This window comes from Pseudomonas sp. Ps21-P2 (assembly GCF_039672565.1).
Classification (GTDB): Bacteria; Pseudomonadota; Gammaproteobacteria; order Pseudomonadales; family Pseudomonadaceae; genus Aquipseudomonas.
Window position 1 is genome coordinate 63,450 of the sequence record NZ_JBDFPL010000005.1, and the last position, 19,063, is coordinate 82,512.

Below are 19,063 nucleotides of genomic sequence, written 5' to 3' on the forward strand. Positions count from 1 at the left end.
ACACCCGCCGTCGAGAAACTTCATGTACACCCTGGAAGGATGCAAAAGCGATGGTAATAGCCTGTTTGGGTTGGGGCTCATTGATATGGAAGCCGGACGCACTGCCGCTCGCCAGTGAGTGGTTTATGGACGGGCCGGCGTTACCGGTCGAATTTTCGCGGATAGGTGATGGCGGTGAGCTGGCCACGGCCATCTGCCTGAACGCGCCGCCATGCCGGGTGCTCTGGTCGGTCCTGGCGACCGATTCATTGGAGCAGGCGTGCAGTGCGCTGCGTGAACGTGAGCAGATCCCTGCAGAACGGGAGGACGGCATCGGCGTGTATCGGGTGGAAGCGTCTTCAACCGGGCCGCTGGCGCAGTGGGCCAGCGAGCGCCAGATCGATGCGCTGATCTGGACAGCGCTGCCGCCGCGCTTTCGTAGCGAGGGGCGCCTGCCAACGAGCGAGGACGCCCTGGCGTACCTGCGAAGCCTGACCGGCGAGAAGCTCGAACATGCCCGGGATTACATTCGCCAGGTACCGGCCCAGATCGACACCCCTTATCGTCGTGACATCCAGAAGCAGTTGGGCTGGAAGTGACAGGCCGGCCCATGCCATGCCGGTGCATACCCTGCAACGGTTGTAAGGACCAGCTTGTTTGGGTGGTTGCTACTGGACGTTCGCTATCAGATGAATGTTCAAGCGTACTGGCCCCCGTGAAACACGGTGAACTAACGAAGCGAGCGATGAACCCATCCCGTTGTTTTCGCGGGTGACCCGCGTCAATCGGGGGGCGTTTTGCCAGTGCAACTAGCGACGGCTATTTATCAATCCAATCAGGAGTTTTTAATGTTCAATCGTGGTGATGTCTATCAGGGCTGGGTGCAACTAACACTCACCGACGAGTCCTACAGCGAGGCGGCGGAAAATGGTTGTCAGCTGGAAGTTCGCGCCCGGGCCAATGGCGACTTCGTCGAAGTATTGGTCTGTGTTTATGCAGCGGACGGGGAAAGGGTGGTGGAGCATCTGTTCAGGCGGCCGGCGTCGGAATCGACCGTCGAGCAAGGGCTTGAGCGGGGTCGTGATCAGGCCGAGCGCATTGCCGTTGGAGAGCCTGTGGACTGGGCGGGCACTGAAGCGGTGAGGCGGGCGAGCGACTGACGTGCTCATGATCGCTGGCGAAGTTGCCCGGGTTTTTCGTTGACGGAAGTCATGATGGCTCCCCGATATCAACTAACGGATTGTGTCGACTGTCACTGACGGACAACTAATCCAGTGAGCCGCGCTGTTCGATGGTTAAGAGGCTTGGATAAGTGTCGGGTTAGCGGTGCGGGCTGTTATTTGACCTGAAGCGGCACCTATCCGAATGAATGATTCGAAGCCGCTGCCGGACTTAATACATCTCTTTGATTGATATAACGCGTCAACTAACAGTCTTAATTCGCCTCTGAGCCGCTCGTCCCGAAAGTTGACATTAGGGATGAACATACGGCTTCGGCACAGGGTCAACTTTTTACCGGCGCATTGTCTGCCCCGGTCTATTTGCATTTGATTGGATCAATGGGTTCCCCGCCCAGTTATAACGCGGCACGAAGCCGCCCTTGAAAGCCTGAGGCCTCAACTATGGAGACTTTCAATGCGGTTATCCCCTGAGAAGACGTTAGCCTGTTTCAGCCCGAGCCTGGCCTTATCGGTCACCTTGGCCTGTGGTGCATTGAGTGGGTGCGCGGGTGATGACACTCGATCCAGTGTGCCGACTCCCGGCAAGCCGACCAGCGCAACCCTCGGCGTGCTCGACGCGGGTGCCGCGACACTGCAGTCGCGTCCGCCCATCGAAGCGCTCAACGCGTATCTGGATGGCTTTCATTTTTATAACGGTCATCCTGACGTGCAGATGGAAGCTCATCACTATTGCTCGGTGCTGAGTGAAGAGTTCATTCAGTGCGTGATTTACGACGGCAATGTTCGGGATGCCAAGTTGATGGGCGTTGAATACATCATCAGCGCTCAACTCTTCGAGAAGCTGCCCGATGGCGAGAAGCGCTTCTGGCACAGCCATGCCCATGAGGTGAAGTCGGGGCAACTGGTGGCTCCTGGTATTCCTGCCACCGCCGAACACGCTTTGATGGCCAAACTTGCCAATACCTATGGCAAGACCTGGCACACCTGGCACACCGACCAGGACAAACAACTGCCATTGGGCGTGCCCCAACTGATGATGGGCTTCACGGCGGACGGCCAGGCGGACCCGGCCATGGTCGAGCAGCGCAACCGCCGCATGGGTATTGATACCCGGGAGAAACGCTCGGAACGCGCGGACATTCAGGCCCAGCCGGTGCTCAAGGGCGCCGACGCCTGGCAGCACGGCGATACGGTGCAGTTGGCAGACCCCGCCGGTCGCGGCCACATCATGCAACCCACCCAACCCTCGCTGCCGGGTACCAACAGTCGATCCGCCGGGCCACAAGCGGATCCCTAGTCTGTCGCTCAACCCGCCTGCGGTGAGTCAGTCGTCCACCCAAGATGGAAATCAAACAACGAAATCGACCCCTGCACGAGATCAAGACCATGCAACATACCCAACACTACCGCATCGAATACCTTTTCCATGGCAAGCCACGCTGGTTCTACGTGTGCGCCACGCAAATGGACAACGCTGAGGCGTGGCACTGGGCTGCGGTGGACGCCGGTGTGGCCGACATCCCCAAATACCGGAGCGACAGAGCCATCAAACTCTCCAAGCCCAAGGCCGAGCGATTGGGGATAGATGCGGTGACCTGGAAGCCGGCGTGAAGCAGTGAGAGGGGGGCGTTCATCAGTGCGCATTCCCGGCTAACGCCGGTCCTGCAACGGCACCGAATTCCCGTAGGACCGGCTTCAGCCGGGAAGCTTTTGGTCGGCTATGCCTCGGTTGGACCCGTTACCCTTAGATTCACACGTTTCAACCAAGCCCTGTTAGAGCCACCTGATTCGGAGCCAACCCATGACGACACCACTTGCTCAGCCAGGCCGAGCACTCAAACGCGCGGTCACAGGCCCGATGCTCCTGCTTTTTATCCTTGGAGACGTGCTCGGCGCCGGTGTCTACGCCCTGGCCGGGACCATTGCCGGTGAAGTGGGCGGGGCGATCTGGGTACCGCTGCTCATCGCCCTGTGCTTCGCGATGCTCACTGCGGGCTCCTACGCCGAACTGGTCACCAAATATCCCCACGCCGGCGCTTCTGCCGTGTTTGCCGGCAAGGCGTTCAAGTCGCCATTGATCTCGTTTCTGGTGGGCTTCTGCATGCTGGCAGCGGGGGTGACCAGCGCGGCGGGGCTGTCGTTGGCGTTCGCCGGCGACTACATGGCGCCCTTCATCGACCTGCCGCCTCACGTCGTGGCGCTGATCTTCCTGGTGGTCATCGCCTTGCTCAACGCGCGGGGCATCAAGGAATCGCTGTCCGCCAACCTGGTGATGACGGTCATTGAAGTCTCGGGCCTGCTGCTGGTGATTGTCGCCGCCGTGTGGTTTTTCCGCTCCGGCGATGGGGACCTGTCACGCGCCGTGCAATTCAAGGCGGGCGTCAACCCCGCGTTCGCCGTGCTCGGCGCTGCGTTGCTGGCGTTTTATTCGTTCGTGGGCTTCGAGACTTCCGCCAATCTGGCGGAGGAGGTGCGCAACGTGCGCACGGTCTATCCCCGCGCGTTGTTCGGTGCGCTGCTGATCGCCGGGGCCATCTACATGGGCGTCGGCATCGCCGCTGCCACCGTCATGCCTATCGAGCAACTGGTGCATTCCTCGGCACCGCTGCTGGAAGTGGTCAAGGCGTCGCATCTGGGCATTCCGCCACAGTTATTCGCTTTCATTGCGCTGGTGGCCGTGGCCAATGGCGCGCTGCTGACCATGATCATGTCCAGCCGTCTGGCGTATGGTATGTCGCGCCAAGGCCTGCTGCCCAACGCGCTGTCTAACGTACTGCCTGAGCGGCGGACGCCGTGGGTGGCCATTGTCGCAACGACAGTGGTCGCGATCATCTTGACCCTGACCGGCTCACTGGCAACATTGGCGGAGACGGTGGTCTTGCTGCTGTTGTTCGTGTTTCTCAGCACCAATCTCGCCGTGCTGGTCCTGCGCAAGGACACCGTCGAGGCTGACCACTTCCGCGTCCCGACGTGGGTGCCGGTGCTGGCGATTGTGTCGTGCCTGATCCTGCTGACTCAGCAAAGTGCCGAAACCTGGCTGCGTGCCGGGGCGCTGATGCTGGTGGGGGTGGCGCTGTATTTCCTTGCGCGAATGGGCGGGACGCGGCCTGCATTCAACACCCATCTGGCGGACGCCGACGCCGAGTACTGATCCGGCGCCATGGGGATCGGTGGCGCAACGCCGCCGATTCCTGCCGGACCTCTGAACACCCTGTCACACCCCTCACTTCCCCGTGACTCCCCATCGCCATCATGCGCAAAAAGTTGCGCAGTGACCGTCGCCAATTGCTGGCTTACCGACCTGCAGGGCACGTCGCTCGTGGGCTGCTGGGGAGTGCGCAAGAACTTGCCCAGGGGTGCGCAACTTCTTGCGCATATTTCCCGTGAATCCTGACCAGGCATCTCGCACAGCCCGCAAGAATCTCCTGCAAACCCTTGTGGCACAAGGGCTCCGCGCCCGCTGGCACGGCCCTTGATATCTCCGTCGTCCTCTGAATGCGCGATCAACCCCGATCAGTCGTGATTTTCAGACCGCGGAGAGCACTGCCGACGCCTGGCGGTTCGCTGTCCTTCCACGCACTTGCAGTCGTTGATCACCCCCTTTGCATCGACGTCTGCCGCAACAGCGCATAAGGAACAAGGGATGTTCGCACCGGCCAACCAAGCCCAATTCAGCCTGACCCTCGACGGGCAGGACACGTTGTTTCAAGTGCTGTCTTTCACCGGTCGGGAGCGCCTCAACCAACCCTACGAATTCGAGCTGGAGCTGGTCAGCGAAAAGCCCGCGCTCGATCAGGAAAATCTGCTGCACGCGCAGACGTTTCTGCAGCTGGCCGAGGACGGCACCGGGGTTCACGGGCTGGTTTACAGCATCGCCCAGGGTGATGCCGGCAAGCGCCTGACCCGCTATCGGATTTCCCTGCGACCGCAGCTGGCTTACCTGGCGCACCGGATCAATCAGCGGATTTTCCAGCAGATGACGGTGCAGCAGATCATCAGCCAGATCCTGGAAGAGCACGGCATTCTTTCCATCGATTACCGGTTCCAGCTTGGCGCGACCTACCCCGAGCGCGTCTACTGCGTGCAGTACGACGAGTCTGACCTGCACTTCATCCAGCGGCTGTGCGAAGAGGAGGGCATTCACTTTCATTTTCAGCACAGCGCCAAGGGTCATCTGCTGGTGTTCGGCGACGATCAGACGGTGTTCCCGAAGCTGGCGCCGGTGCTCTACCAGCAGGACACCGGACTGGTGGCCGACGCCCAGGTGATCAAGCGCTTCGGCCTGCGCATGAACACCCGCACCAGCCGCACCACGCGCCGCGATTACGACTTCACCAAACCGAAGTTCCAGCTGGAGAGCACAGCCAAAAGTGCGGCCGTTCCCGACCTCGAAGACTATGACTACCCCGGCCGCTTCGCCGATCGCGAACGTGGCCGCCATCTGGCCAATCGCGCCCTTGAGCGCCACCGCAGCGACTATCGGCTGGCCGAAGGCAGCAGCGATCAACCGCGGCTGGTCAGTGGCCATTTTCTCGCCCTGACCGGGCACGCCAACCCGCTGTGGAACGACCTGTGGCTGCTGACCGAGGTTTTCCACGAAGGCAAGCAGCCCCAGGTACTGGAAGAGGTCATCACCAGCGACGTCACTGACTTGAAAAGCGATTTCCATAAGGGCTATCGCAATCGTTTCAGCGCGACGCCGTGGGATGTCCACTACCGGCCACCGCTGGAACATCCGAAACCGAAGGTGCTGGGCACACAAAGTGCCGTGGTCACCGGGCCCGAAGGGGAGGAGATTTACTGCGATCAGCATGGCCGGGTGAAGGTGCAGTTCTTCTGGGACCGCGACGGCCAGCACAACGACAAGACCAGTTGCTGGATGCGCGTGGCCTCGAACTGGGCCAGCCAGAACTTCGGTGCGATCAACCTGCCGCGGGTTGGCATGGAAGTCCTGATCACCTTCCTCGAAGGCGATCCCGACCAACCCCTCATCACCGGTTGCCTGTACCACGGCGCCCATTTGCCGCCGTACAAACTGCCCGATTTCAAGACCGTGGCCACGGTCAAGAGCAAGGAATACAAGGGCGGCCGCGCCAACGAACTGCGCATCTACGACACCACCAGCGAGATCAGCATTGCCTTGCGCAGCGATCATGGCGCCAGTGCCATCAACCTCGGTTACCTGACCCATCCGCGCCCCGCCGGCGGCCAGCCCCGGGGCGAGGGTTTCGAGCTGCGCACCGACCGTCATGGCGCCGTGCGCGCCGCTGCAGGTTTGTTGATCACCACCGAGCCGCGTCCCAACGAGTCGAAGCACCATAAGGACTTGCCGGAAACCGCCGAACGCCTGGCCACTGCCGCCGATCAGCAGGACGGCTTCGCGCTGCAGGCCAAGGAATTGCAGGCTCAGGAGCCCGGCGATCAGGATGACGTCGCCAAAGCCCTGCACGCCCAGCATCAGGGCGTACTCGGCAGCGGCCCCGCGAACAAAAGCGCCAACGAGTTTCCCGAATTCACCGAACCGCATCTGGTCCTCGCCAGCCCGGCCGGCATCGCCCTGACCACCCCACGCTCCAGTCACATCGCCACCGGCGAGCACCTGGCGTTGAGCAGCACAGGGCACACCAGCTTTTCCGTGGGTAAACGCCTCTTGGCCAGCGCCAGCCAGGGCATGCGCCTGTTCGTGCAAAGCCTCGGCTGGCGTCTGGTCGCGGCGTCCGGCGACATCGACGTGCGCGCCCTGAAGGACAGCATCAACCTGCTGGCCAAACTCAACATCACCGCCAACGCCGAGCGCATCACCCTCACCGCCAAAACCGAACTGGTGATTCAGGGCGGCGGCAGCGCCACCACCTACAACGCCGCCGGCATCACCCACGTCACCACCGGTCCGTACACCGCCCACGCCGCCAATTTCGCCTATACCTCGGCGAAAAACCTCGCGGGCGTGTTCCCGGAGCGCCCAAAACAGGGGCAGGGCGATCTTGAGCTGTTTAACCATTACGCGGGGCAGCAAGGGATTCAGGGCGGCGGTTTCGAGGTGATCGATGCCCTGGGCCAGCGGCTTAAAGGGTCCCTTGATGCCAAGGGATTCGCGACCGTTCCCGGCGCTGCGCCCGGGCCTGGACGGGTGGCCTTCGGCAAGGACCCGGCGGACACCTGGACGGAGAGCAGCTTCATCGGCAAGCCCGAATGGCCGGTCCTGCCGCCGAGTGCGGGGGAGGTTCCGGCGCTGTTAGAGACGGAGGTTAGCGAGGGGCTGCCGAGCAAGAACTGGGATGTTGCGCACGTCATGACGGCCGCGGTTGACGCTGGGGCGGCGGGATTGGGCTTGCCGCCGCTGGCGACTGCGGCTCTGCCGATCGCTTCAGGTCTTCTGAGCGGGATGATCAAAAGCGAGAAGCTTCCGAGCCTGCCAGTGCCCACGGTGGATGAGGGCTTGCTTGAAGTATCGGGCCTGCTGGCCGGCGAGAAGTTGTCATGAGCGCGGGCATTGCAGAGCGCGAAGCTCAGGTGGCGATTGTTCCGCTTGATCTGATTCAGCTTGAGGACGTTGGCGCCGGTGCGGCGAACGTCGATGCCTGGCTGCAGGACATCAGCGGCGGGGTCGTTTCGCTTGAGCGGATCAAGAACGCTGCGGGATTTTTGCCTGTGGTGGGCAACATCATGGCATTGGTCGATGCGCTGAATGACATCGTTCGGCTGGCCACGAGCGAGAAACGCGACCCGCTGGATTGGGTTAGCTTGGGCATCAATCTGATTGGTGTGCTGCCAACGCCGCCGATCATGGCGGCAGCGCGAATGAGCCTGCGGCCGACGCTGTTTCTGGTGCGCCAGGAGATGCGTCAGGCGGGCAAGATGGTGCTGGGCGATTCGCTGATCGAGGTGCTGATCGGGCACCTCAATGCCGACATCGTCGGGACGCTTGATGATTTTGTGACGCAGGCGCAGGGGAAGCTTCCGGGGATTCTTGAGGATGCCGGGAAACTTGGGGAAGGCGTGCTCTTTGAGATCGCTGCCGGTCTTGAACAGCTGGTTGACCCGAAGCTGAACGCCAAGGCTGATTTGCTTGAGGCCGAGCAGTTGGTTCAGGCCGCTGGGGATCAGTGGGCCTATGACCCCAAGGCTGCCATTGGCAACATTTTTGCGGCGGCTGCGGATGTTTGCGTTGCTGCGGGTAAAGGCGCTGTTAACGGCGCCGTCGAAAATTTTGTGCCGGAGTCGGTTAAGAAAAAGATAGGTAGACAGGCCAAATTGTTGCGCGCCATGGGGCCGGAGCTTCGCACCAGGATTACTGGTCTGGCGGATCCTGGGGTTCAGAATTCCATTGGTTCGCTGCTGCTCACGCTGGGTGACGCCGTGGTCAGTTGGCGTTCGCGCAATGGGCATGGGCAAGCCTTCAACATCAAGCCGGGGGTTGTTAATCAGGCCAGGCGCCAGGGCGGCGAAGGAAAGCTGGAGGCGGTTGGTTTCGAGAAGCCTGCGAAAGCCCGGCCTAACAAGCGGAAGAACTGTACGTGTCCGTGCCCTTGTGAATGCGCCTGTGGGTCGACGGCGAGGAGCATCAGTTTTGCGATGGGTTCGGAGTCGGTTACCCATACCGATTTCAGCCTGCCAGGGCCTTTTCCGATTGAGTGGGCGCGGACCTATTGTTCGAGTCTGGATGCGTTTGATGATGATGTTATCGGTGCGCGGTGGATTACGCCGTTTACTACACGCTTCGATCTCGTCGGCGACGGTTTGGTGTTTCATGACTTCGACGGACGCAGCCATGAGTTCCCCCTTCCCAAGGTAAAACTCTTTCACTTCAACGCCATTGAAAACCTGACCGTTGTTCGCCTCAGCAAGGATCGGTTGTTGCTGATGCGGGGCTTGGAGCACAGGGAGACCTATGTTCGCCGGGGTAACCGTTTTGTTCTGATTAACAAGGTTTTGCCCAACGGCGCCGGTGTTATGTTGCATTACGAGCATCGGCACGGTGGGGGGGCGGTGCTCTCCGAGCTGGTGACTTACTCGGAGAAAGATGTCAACAAAGTGCATCTTCGACTGGGCACGTTGATCGATGATCAGGGGCGTCTGGCCGGTCTTTGGGAGGTTCGTGATGGCGACGTCAAACGCCAACTGTGTGCCTATCAGTACGACGATTTCGGTGACCTTGTTCTGGCCCAGGATGAGAACGGCGCTGCCTGGCGTTATCAGTATCAAGACCACCTGATCACGCGCTACACCGACCGCACCAATCGCGGTCTGAACCTGCAATGGCAGGGAACAGGTCCCGACGCAAAGGCTATTCGCGAATGGGCCGATGACGGCAGTTTCGAAACCCGACTGGCGTGGGACGAAAACATCCGCCTGACCTACGTCACTGACGCTTTGGGTCACGAAACCCGGCATTACTACGACAGCTTGGGTTACACCTACCGCATTTGTCATGCCGATGGCCGTTCCGAATGGTTCTTCCGTGACGCCGCGAAGAACATCATCCGCCACGTCCATACCGATGGCAGCACCGACCGTTACCGCTACGACAAACTCAGCAACCTGACCGAGCACACTCGCGCTGATCACAGCGTGATGAATTACGCCTACGACGATAAAAGCCATCTGATCAAGATCAGCGATGGCGAGGGTGGGTTGTGGAAACGGGACTACGACTTTCGCGGCAATCTCGTTGAGGCGATTGATCCGCTAGAGAACGTCACCGAGTACGCCTACAACACGTTCGGTCTTCCTACGGCGATCAAGGACGCCGACGGCAATACCAAGTCGTTGGCCTACAACGACGCCGGACAACTCGTTAAGTACACCGACTGCTCGGGCAAGGTGAGTAGCTGGGAGTACGACGATCGCGGCCAGATGATCCGCTTCACCGACCCGGCCAGGCATAGCACCGCTTACGAATACAAATCAGGCCATTTGGTGTTGATCAAACACCCGGACAAAACCGAAGAACGCTTTAGCCGCGACGCCGAAGGCAGGCTGCTCGCACACTCCGATGGCTTGGAACGCTGCACCACCTGGCGCTACACCGCTGCGGGATTTATCGCCGAACGCGTCGACGCTGCCGAGCAAACCTTGCGTTACCGCTGGGACAAGCTTGGCCGCCTCGTCGCGCTGGAAAACGAAAACGAACGCCGCGCCCACTTTCACTACGATCCGGTCGGCAGGCTGCTGGAAGACAGCGGCTTCGACGGGCGCTCGACTCACTATCAGTACGACCCGGAAACCGGGCGCCTTGCCGAGACTATCAACGGCCAGCGCTCCATTGCTTTGACATTCGACCCGATGGGCCGCCTCACCGAACGCCGGGCCACGCTAGGAAAGCAATCCCAAAGCGAGACGTTTGCTTATGACGGCAACGGCCATCTGGTCATGGCGACCAACGCCATCAGCAAACTGCAATGGTTCCACGATCCCGCCGGTAACCTCCTGCGCGAGCATCAGCATTACTCGAACCTGGATAAACCACTGGTCGCCGTCTGGCAGCATGAGTATGACGCCCTTAATAATCGCGTCGCGACCATCCGCCCGGACGGCCATCGCGTCTGCTGGCTGACCTACGGCAGCGGTCATCTGCTTGGGTTGAAGCTGGATGAGCAAGAACTGCTCAGTTACGAACGCGATGATCTCCATCGCGAAATCGCCCGCCATCAGGGCAACCAACTCCTGCAAACCCAAAGCTGGGATCCGGCAGGACGGCTTCAAAAACAGCTACTGGGCCGAGCAGACGACAAATCCACACTGCTCAAACGCACTTACCAGTACGACGCTGCCGGCCAACTCACCGACATCAATGACAGCCGTCGAGGCCCGCTCTCATACCGCTACGACCCGGTCAGTCGCCTGCTCAGCGCTACCAGCCGCTTGGGCGTGGAAACCTTCGCCTTCGACCCGGCCAGCAACCTGCTCGACGACAGCGCCGCACCAACACGACGTCCCCTCGAACCCGAGCCAATCCGCCACAAACTGATCGACAACCTGTTGCGCGACTATGCAGGCAACCACTACGAATACGACGAACGCGGCAACCAGACCGAGCGCTGGACCAACGGCCTGCGCAGCGAACTGCACTGGGACCTCTTCGATCGTCTGGTGCACTTCCGCGATCCGCGCCTCACCGTTGACTTCGGCTACGACCCCCTCGGACGTCGCCTCTACAAGCTCTCCAAAGCGCACTACCGACCGCGCCCAGAAGCCGGCACCGGCTGGAACGAAAATGAACACGCCCGCAAGGAGCGCGAGCTCGGCTGCGGCTTCACCCTCTACGGCTGGGACGGAGACAACCTCGCCTGGGAAAGCAGTCCGCCGCCCCACGCCGGAGCCCTCGGCCGCACCGTCCACTACATCCACGAGCCCGGCACTTTCGTGCCAGCGGCCCAGGCCATCCGCCACGAAACAATTCGCCTCGTCAGCCAGCCAACTTACACCGGCCGCTACAACTTCAAGGAAGATCCGCTCTGGACCTACAAACCGGTCGCGCTACCGATTGATGCGTTGGCGTGGTACCAGTGCGACCACCTCGGCACGCCGCAGGAAGTTACTGACCAAAACGGCAACACCGCCTGGAGCGCCCAATACAAAGCGTGGGGTGAAGCAACCAAATAGCGCTCCGAGTTCGCCCAACAAGTCGGCCTGACCAACCCGATCCGGTTCCAGGGCCAATACCACGACCACGAAACCGGCCTGCACTACAACCGCCATCGGTACTATGATCCGAGGGTCGGGCGGTTTATCAGCAAAGATCCGATTGGCTACAGTGGCGGGCTGAATCTCTACCACTACGTTCCGAATCCGACGGGTTGGATCGACCCGCTGGGACTTGCCCGGTTAAAGGGGATAACGCCAAACAATGAAGGCGCGCGTACAGCTATTGAGGCAAAGAACCTGCCAGAAACTCAGTTCGGTTATAGCGTAGGCGCCTTGGGCAACGGCGCTGCGCACCCAGTGGTAAGACAGCTATACGACGACGTTCCGCCAGATGATCGATCCAAATTTCACGGGGGGTGCGGTGAAGCAGATGCACTTAGTCAGATTGCGACCCAGCACGATGTCCGGTGTGCGAATGATTTACGAGCCCTTGTGCAAGGAGGAACCTCAACGACACTTCGAAACGACGGAAAGCCGCTTGTTTTTTGCGAGTCGTGTTTTCCTGTAATGAAAAATCTCGGTGTACAGGATGGAGCTTTGAAATGACCGATGATCAAGTACTAAAAGCAATAAGGGGCATTAACGAGCGTTTGGACGAGCAAAAAATATCCTATGACGAAATTAGGCGCTGCTATGCAAGTTTTCTGATTAAGCTGATTAGCGCTCAAATGGTCCAAGCCCTCCCATCCGACGGGCTAGAGACCATAGCTCGGAATTTACAGCACTTCGCAGATACCGAGTTAATTGATCATAATGATGGGCATGCCCAAGAAATGGTTCATAAACTCTGGACGATCGAGAAAGATTATAGGGAGTTATGCGTGACAACATCAGGCCTCGCTCGCTTCGCTATTCACTGTGCAGCAAGTGAAGCAGAGTGGCTCGAGATGGACCTAGGGGCGCCAACACCTATCTGGAAGTACTTCATTACCTTGAAAAAAGTTGTCCCTGATATAGGTGAAGAGTTTGTTGCGTTCTTTGATAACTTATTGCTTACCCAAGATGACAGAAGGCGATAGGGTAAAGGGGACGCCCCCCTGAAATCCTATTTCTTTTTTCAGCATGCTGATTACGGTGGCGGGAACAGGCTCGATTTGATTTGAAGTGCCATTTGCCTATGTGGGTTAAACGGTAAGGACCTCTTACGTGCTGGGTTGGCGTATTTGAAGGGGGGTGGACTCCTATGGCCTCTCAACTGCACCGACGTCTTAGCAAACTTTGAAGCTAAAATATCAACCGCGAACATTTTAAAAAATACAGCATCAATTCGATCAGGAAACGCTCTAGATGATCACTGGACCCTCACGACGGATCAGAACAAGAGTTGTATCGGCATTCGCAGTCCTATTGATTTACCCACAGTTCGAGGGCGGCCGCACGGCCCATGAGTCATGAATATAGACTGGTGTTTTCCAACGATCTTACAGCTCAGCGCATTATGGATTCTTTAAAGGCGAGTGAGTCTTGCGTTCGGGTAGATCAAGAATTTTTGTACTTGAAAGATCAAAATTCTAAGACTACAGCGGATTATGACGCACGCTTGAGCCATGATGATGACAGTACACTATGGCTTGAGGTCAATTTTAAATCGTCGGCGCTACATGACCTGGTGCGCGCAGCGCTAGAGAATAGGCCATGCAAGTGTTTGAGTGAGGGGGACGTTAATGAGGAAGTTGAGCTGAGCGAGGCATTCCAACTTGGAAATCTTCATATTTTCGGACTGTGACACATAAATCCTAAAGGGGACGGTCCTCTTTAGTCCAAGAGCAGTGCGCAGGTAGACGGTCGTTTGACCGTCTTGTGATCCAGCCAGCCCCTTACACCACAAACCCAGTCCCACGCGTATTCACAAACAACGAATAAATCGAGTGACTGCTCGCCATAAACAGCCGATTCCCTTCGCGTCCGCCGAAGCACAGGTTCGGGCAGCGTTCTGGCAGCGAGATGTGCCCGATGGCCTTGCCCTGGGGGTTGAAGACTCGCACGCCGTCGAGTTTTTCGAGGTCGGCCTTGGGGTCGCCGTTGCCTCCCCAGCCACACCACAGGTTGCCCGCTTCGTCGCACTTCATGCCGTCGATGGCGGCGTAGTCCAGGCCTTCGATGTGTTTGCGGCGTTCGCCCAGGGTGCCGTCGTCCTTGACCGCGATGGCCCAGGTCAGGCGGTTGGGTTTGGCGCGACCTTCGACGACGTACAGGGTCTTTTCGTCAGGGGAGAAGCACAGGCCGTTGGGGCCGGCGAGGTCGTCGATCACCCGGGTGACTTTCCTGCTCTCGCCGTCGATGCGGTAGACAGCGTGGGGTTGGGTCGGGGTGATTTTGTGGCCTTCGTAGTTGTTGCTGGTCTGGAAGGGCGGGTCGCTGAACCAGATCGAGCCGTCGCTTTTGCAGACGATGTCGTTGGGGGAGTTGAAGGGTTTGCCGTCGAAGCTGTCGGCCAGCACGGTGATGGTGCCGTTGTATTCCGTGCGGGTGATGCGCCGGCCTTCGCTGGTGGTGGTCGAACCCTCGCAGACGATGAGGCGGCCCTGGCGATCGCGGCACATGCCGTTTGAGAAGTTGGAATGCTCGCGGTACACCGTGAAAGTGTCAGTGATTTCGTCCCAACGCATGATGCGGTTGTTGGGGATGTCGCTGACCAGCAAGTAACGCCCGTCGCCGACCCACACCGGCCCTTCGGCCCAACGCATGCCGGTGGCGAGTTTTTCCACGCTGGCGTTGAAGACACGCAGTTCAAGAAAGCTGTCGTCGAGAATGTGAATGAGCGGATCCGGGTAGCGCTGGCTCAGGGGTTCTGCGGCAGACGCGAGGCGGGGCAGAGCGGCGCTGCCGACGGTGGCCAGCGTGGCGGAAACAGCGAGGGATTTTTTCAGGAAGCTGCGGCGCGTGTTGCCGCTTGAATGACCAGCGGTTTCAGCGTGCGGGGGCAAGGGGGACAGGGATGAGTCCATGTAGCGATCTCCGTTCTATTATTTTTTTACGGGCCACTAGTAATACCTCCTGATAAGACATCGTACAAGTGAATGATGGGTGGGTATCCAGCTCACCCTCCGACGATATCGGTGCGCAAACAGGCCTCTTCCCGGCTAAAGCCGGTCCCACTAAAAGCAACGCGTGAAGCCAGTGGGACCGGCTTTAGCCGGGAAGCTTTTGATTTGCTTTTGATCTGCTTTTGATCTTCAAACACAAAAAGTTCAGACACCACAAATCGCGACTTGGGTGCAGGTTGAACGCAGGTCTCGCGCAGTGGGCCGAGCCGCATGGATGCGGCGAGAGCGCCGTCAGGACATAGATGTCCGTTCGGCGCGGGCCCACGGAGCGAGACCGGAGTGAAGGAACCCTGACGAAGGAAGGGCCAAACCAGGAGCACAAGCCCTTGGTTACTTGGGGCTTTATCAAGTAACTCGCCGAAGGCGAAACGCCTGCCCCTAGGCAGACGCCCTTGATCTTGATCTCCAACGTCAGGCAGGCGGAAAAACTACTTCGCCCTCAACCCCTCACGCACATCCTTCACATCCGAACCGGACACCGCCGGCGCCGCATTGCCCCACGTATTACGCACATACGTCAGCACATCCGCGACATTCTCATCCGACAGATTCCAGCCAAACGCCGGCATCGCCGGAGCTGTCGGCGCAGCATCCGTCGCACCCGCACGACTGCCCGCCAGCACCACACGAATCAGCGACGACGGATCGTTGCTGTTCACCAACGGTGCCAACGCCAGTTTCGGGAACAGATTGGCCGCGCCTTCACCGGTCGGTGTATGACATGCCGAGCAGCGATCCGCATAAATCGCCTTGCCCGCCACCATCGCCGCATCATCCGCAGCGACTGGCTTGGCCGCCTCAACCGGCTTGGCACCGTCCTTCAAGTACACCGCCACCGCCAGCAAATCCTCATCCTTCCAGTGCTGCGAAGAATGCTCGACTTCCTCGGCCATTGGCCCGGAGGCGATGTCGAAACGGTTTGCGCCGGTCTTCAGGTACTTGACGATGTCCGCCTCGCTCCACGCACCAATGCCATCGTGGCCAGTGGAGGTGATGTTCGGTGCGACCCAGCTCTGCAGATTGGCGCCGGTGAGGAACTGATCGTTCTTGTCACCGCCAATCAGGTTCTTCGGCGTATGGCACGTGCCGCAGTGGCCCAGACCTTCCACCAGGTACGCGCCGCGATTCCACTGCTCGGACTTCTGCGGATCGGCTTTGAATTCGCCTTCCTTGAAGTTGATCAGGTTCCAGCCGATCAAGCTGGTGCGCACGTTGAAGGGGAAGGGCAGCTGGTTGGTTTCAACCTTGTTTTCCACCGGGTCGACCGTTTTCAGGTACGCGAAGATCGCTAGATTGTCCTCACGCAGCACCTTGGTGTACGCGGTGAACGGCATGGCGCCGTACAAACGCTTGCCGTCCAGGCCGTGGCCCTTGGACATGGCGTTCTGGAAATCCTCGAAGCTCCAGCGGCCGATGCCGGTCGCCGGGTCCGGGGTGATGTTGGCGCCGGCCAGCTTGCCAAACGGCGTGTCGAGGATGACGCCACCGGAGAACAGCGGCTTGCCCGGGATCGTGTGGCACGCGGTGCAGTCGCCCAGAGTGGTCAGATAGCGGCCTTTTTCCACGATGTTGTAGGAATCGGCGCCGGTTGCGGCATGAGCCAGGGAAACAGACAGGCCGATAACGCCTGCCCAGACCGTCAGGAGAGTCTTCATACGCTGATCATCTCCCCTGGACGCTTGAGGTAGCGGGTGCGGATGGCATCCGCCGCTTTGAAGGCCAGCGCCGCGACGGTGCCGGTCGGGTTGTAGCCCGGGTTCTGCGGGAAGGCGGAAGAGCCGACCACAAACAGGTTCGGCACGCCCCACACTTGCAGGTGTTTGTTCACCGAGCTGTTTTTCGGGTCGGCGCCCATGATGAAGCCGCCGACGATGTGCGACGACTGATACGGCGCGCTGTTCCAATGCCCTTGCTGGGAGCTGGGCACCATCTGCCGCGGGTTCATGCTCTTGGCGATTTCGCCGACCTTGCCGGTGACGTAAGCGGCCATCTTGCGGTCGTTCTCCGGGAAGTCGAAGGTGATGCGCAGCAACGGACGACCCAGCGGATCTTTATAGGTCGGGTCCAGCGACAGGTAGTTGGTGCGGGTCGCGTAGCTGCTTGCCTCGCAGCCGATGGACATGGTGCTGGCGTAGTTCTTCACCGTGGCTTTCTTCCACTCCGAACCCCAGGCCGGGGTGCCGGGCGGGAGAGGGCGGGAGTCGATGGGCGCAGCGCCGATCGGCGTCACACGGGTGCTGCCGCCGCCGACGAAACCCAGACCCGAGTGGTCGAAGTTGTCGTTGTTGAACTCGTCGATGCCCATGCCGATGGCGCCGCCGCCGATAAACGGGTTGAAGTTCTTGTCATCGAAGAACATGCGCACGCTGTTGGCGGTCTGGTAGGCGTAGTTGCGGCCCGTGGTGCCGGTGTTGGTCACCGGGTCGTACGGCTGGCCGACGCCGGAGAGCAGCATCAGGCGCACGTTTTCGAAGATGAAGGCGCTGATCACCACCAGTTCGGCGGGTTGTTCCCACTCTTCGCCGTTCGAATCCATGTAGACGATGCCGGTGGCGCGCTTGCCACTGCTGTCCATGGTCACGCGCAGGACTTCGCAGTTGGTCATCGCGGTGAAGTTCGGCTTGCGCACCAGCACCGGCAACACCGTGGTGATGGCGCTGGCTTTGGAGTAGTTGGCGCAGCCGTAGTTGGTGCAGAAACCGCAGAAGGTGCAGGCACCCATGGCTACGCCAAGGGAGTTCACGTACGGACGCGAAACCAAGGCCGAGGGCACCGGGAACGGCTTGTAGCCCAGATTCTTCGCGGCTTCGGCGAACAGCGTCGGCGCGTAAGTCTGTGCTGTCGGCGGGTTCGGGTATTCCTCCGAGCGAGCGCCTTCGAAGGTGTTGCCGCCCTCCAGGATCACGCCCTTGATGTTGCCGGCCTTGCCGGAGATGCCCGCCAGTCGATCGAACTTGGCGTAGAACGGCTCCATTTCGTCCCAGTCAGTGCCCCAATCCTGCAAGGTCAGTTCAGGCGACAACTCCTTGCCGTAGCGCTCGGTCAGGTGGCTGTGCAGCCGGAATTCGTGGGGCTGGAAACGGAAGGTGATGCCGGCCCAGTGGTTGCCCGCGCCGCCGGTGCCGTTGCCCGGATGAAACGAGCCCCAGCTGCGCATGGGTAGCGCTGTCTCGGTCACGCTGTTACGAATGGTCGTGGTGTTTTGCCGGGTCCTCAGCATCAGGTCCTGACGGCGGTTGTAGCGCAGTTCGTCCGCCGCTGACGCGACGTTGAAATCAGCGGCGGTGTCACGCCACGGGCCGCGTTCGAAGCCGATGATCTTCAGGTTTTCGTCAGCCAGTTCATTGGCGATGATGGATCCGGCCCAGCCGAGCCCGACAACCACGACGTCCGTGGAAGGTAGTTTTTTGGCCATGTCGAATTAACCCTTCTTGGTCCAGGCGGAGCTGCCGATGATGGAGAGCGGCACCAGATTCAGCTTCTGGTTGTGCAGCCCGATGTACTCGCGGTAGTCGTAGCGGGCACCGGGGAAGCCGATCATTTTCCACGACACCATGTCGCGGTTGCCGCCGTAGACCGGGTCGGCAAAGAAGCCTTCCATGGTGTTGCCGAGCACTTGCTGGAAGAACAGCTTGGCGTCGATGCCGTCCAGCGTGATTTCCGCCTTGTCCAGACCGGTCAGGACTTTGTCCTGTTGTTCTGCGGTCAGGCCGCTGAAGCTTTTCTGAAACTGCTTCTGGCAATAGCCTTCGAGGCCGGCGAGGCCGAGACGGTAGCGCTGGCGCGGCACCAGTTCCGACTGGTCACCCTGCATCGGCGTGCCCTGAACGAACGGGCCCTGCATGTACAGACGGCTGAAGGTGCCGTACTCGCCGGCCAGCTGACGGTCGATGAACACCGCGCACCCGGCGTCCTTGCCGCTGACGCTGAGGTCATCGGCGGGAATCAGTCGGGCGACAATGGCTTCCACCGCAGTGGCCTCGGCGTCGGTGAAGAACTGCCAGCCGGGGGTGTCGTAGTGCATCGGACCGTTGTGGTCGAAGGGCACCCACTGCGGAACGCCAACGACGGTGGCGGCCTGGGCCGTAGCGGCGGCGCCCACGGCCAGCGTCGTGGCTGAACCTTTCAGCAACTGGCGGCGGGTGAGGCCTTTGGATTTCTCTGTCATTCAGGGCTCCTGCAAAACCACGCCCCCACAGGCCATTGGGG

At 60.0% G+C, this 19,063-nt stretch carries 13 protein-coding genes; 9 read left to right on the forward strand and 4 right to left on the reverse strand.

All coding sequences use genetic code 11. The features are described 5' to 3' along the window. Positions 1–50 precede the first annotated feature (50 nt). From ABEH28_RS14045 to ABEH28_RS14085, 9 genes are all read left to right on the forward strand, one after another. Complete coding sequence (locus tag ABEH28_RS14045; protein WP_346630268.1) at positions 51–578, forward strand: hypothetical protein; 528 nt, start codon at positions 51–53, stop codon at positions 576–578. A 249-nt stretch (positions 579–827) separates the two neighbouring features. Continuing rightward, positions 828–1,139, forward strand: a complete 312-nt coding sequence (locus tag ABEH28_RS14050; RefSeq protein WP_346630269.1) for a hypothetical protein — start codon at positions 828–830, stop codon at positions 1,137–1,139. Between the two features lie 475 nt (positions 1,140–1,614). Further along, complete coding sequence (locus ABEH28_RS14055) at positions 1,615–2,457, forward strand: OBAP family protein (RefSeq protein ID WP_346630270.1); 843 nt, start codon at positions 1,615–1,617, stop codon at positions 2,455–2,457. 89 nt (positions 2,458–2,546) lie between these two features. Continuing rightward, positions 2,547–2,771, forward strand: a complete 225-nt coding sequence (locus ABEH28_RS14060) for a DUF6555 family protein (RefSeq protein WP_282373075.1) — start codon at positions 2,547–2,549, stop codon at positions 2,769–2,771. 190 nt (positions 2,772–2,961) lie between these two features. Continuing rightward, the gene (locus ABEH28_RS14065; RefSeq protein ID WP_346630271.1) at positions 2,962–4,311 is read left to right on the forward strand and encodes an amino acid permease; all 1,350 of its coding nucleotides are present in this window, start codon (positions 2,962–2,964) and stop codon (positions 4,309–4,311) included. Positions 4,312–4,803: 492 nt separating this feature from the next. After that, positions 4,804–7,644, forward strand: a complete 2,841-nt coding sequence (locus ABEH28_RS14070; protein WP_346630272.1) for a type VI secretion system tip protein VgrG — start codon at positions 4,804–4,806, stop codon at positions 7,642–7,644. Then, positions 7,641–11,765, forward strand: coding sequence for an RHS domain-containing protein (locus ABEH28_RS14075; protein ID WP_346630274.1), 4,125 nt, complete (start codon positions 7,641–7,643; stop codon positions 11,763–11,765). The genes ABEH28_RS14070 and ABEH28_RS14075 overlap by 4 nt, the downstream gene beginning before the upstream one ends. 27 nt (positions 11,766–11,792) lie before the next feature. Then, positions 11,793–12,353: an RHS repeat-associated core domain-containing protein gene (locus ABEH28_RS14080; protein WP_346630495.1), complete on the forward strand. Its 561-nt coding sequence runs from the start codon at positions 11,793–11,795 to the stop codon at positions 12,351–12,353. Continuing rightward, positions 12,350–12,826, forward strand: a complete 477-nt coding sequence (locus tag ABEH28_RS14085) for a hypothetical protein (protein ID WP_346630275.1) — start codon at positions 12,350–12,352, stop codon at positions 12,824–12,826. Before ABEH28_RS14080 ends, ABEH28_RS14085 begins: the two co-directional genes overlap by 4 nt. Positions 12,827–13,624: 798 nt before the next feature. Here the strand turns inward: ABEH28_RS14085 and ABEH28_RS14090 are convergent. From ABEH28_RS14090 to ABEH28_RS14105, 4 genes are all read right to left on the reverse strand, one after another. Next, on the reverse strand, positions 13,625–14,755 hold the full coding sequence (locus tag ABEH28_RS14090) for an SMP-30/gluconolactonase/LRE family protein (protein ID WP_346630276.1): 1,131 nt from the start codon (positions 14,753–14,755) through the stop codon (positions 13,625–13,627). A gap of 527 nt (positions 14,756–15,282) precedes the next feature. Further along, a complete protein-coding gene (locus ABEH28_RS14095; RefSeq protein ID WP_346630277.1) occupies positions 15,283–16,509 on the reverse strand; it encodes a cytochrome c in 1,227 nt (408 codons plus the stop codon). After that, a complete protein-coding gene (locus tag ABEH28_RS14100) occupies positions 16,506–18,269 on the reverse strand; it encodes a GMC family oxidoreductase (RefSeq protein ID WP_346630278.1) in 1,764 nt (587 codons plus the stop codon). The genes ABEH28_RS14095 and ABEH28_RS14100 overlap by 4 nt, the downstream gene beginning before the upstream one ends. Before the next feature lie 6 nt (positions 18,270–18,275). After that, the gene (locus tag ABEH28_RS14105; protein WP_282373519.1) at positions 18,276–19,022 is read right to left on the reverse strand and encodes a gluconate 2-dehydrogenase subunit 3 family protein; all 747 of its coding nucleotides are present in this window, start codon (positions 19,020–19,022) and stop codon (positions 18,276–18,278) included. Positions 19,023–19,063 lie beyond the last annotated feature (41 nt).

Excerpts from the sequence above, each read along its gene's own strand:
- ABEH28_RS14045 (WP_346630268.1), top strand. The coding sequence starts at position 51 with ATGGTAATAGCCTGTTTGGGTTGGGGCTCATTGATATGGAAGCCGGAC.
- ABEH28_RS14050 (WP_346630269.1), top strand. The coding sequence starts at position 828 with ATGTTCAATCGTGGTGATGTCTATCAGGGCTGGGTGCAACTAACACTC.
- ABEH28_RS14055 (WP_346630270.1), top strand. The coding sequence starts at position 1,615 with ATGCGGTTATCCCCTGAGAAGACGTTAGCCTGTTTCAGCCCGAGCCTG.
- ABEH28_RS14060 (WP_282373075.1), top strand. The coding sequence starts at position 2,547 with ATGCAACATACCCAACACTACCGCATCGAATACCTTTTCCATGGCAAG.
- ABEH28_RS14065 (WP_346630271.1), top strand. The coding sequence starts at position 2,962 with ATGACGACACCACTTGCTCAGCCAGGCCGAGCACTCAAACGCGCGGTC.
- ABEH28_RS14070 (WP_346630272.1), top strand. The coding sequence starts at position 4,804 with ATGTTCGCACCGGCCAACCAAGCCCAATTCAGCCTGACCCTCGACGGG.
- ABEH28_RS14075 (WP_346630274.1), top strand. The coding sequence starts at position 7,641 with ATGAGCGCGGGCATTGCAGAGCGCGAAGCTCAGGTGGCGATTGTTCCG.
- ABEH28_RS14085 (WP_346630275.1), top strand. The coding sequence starts at position 12,350 with ATGACCGATGATCAAGTACTAAAAGCAATAAGGGGCATTAACGAGCGT.
- ABEH28_RS14090 (WP_346630276.1), bottom strand. The coding sequence starts at position 14,755 with ATGGACTCATCCCTGTCCCCCTTGCCCCCGCACGCTGAAACCGCTGGT.
- ABEH28_RS14095 (WP_346630277.1), bottom strand. The coding sequence starts at position 16,509 with ATGAAGACTCTCCTGACGGTCTGGGCAGGCGTTATCGGCCTGTCTGTT.
- ABEH28_RS14100 (WP_346630278.1), bottom strand. The coding sequence starts at position 18,269 with ATGGCCAAAAAACTACCTTCCACGGACGTCGTGGTTGTCGGGCTCGGC.
- ABEH28_RS14105 (WP_282373519.1), bottom strand. The coding sequence starts at position 19,022 with ATGACAGAGAAATCCAAAGGCCTCACCCGCCGCCAGTTGCTGAAAGGT.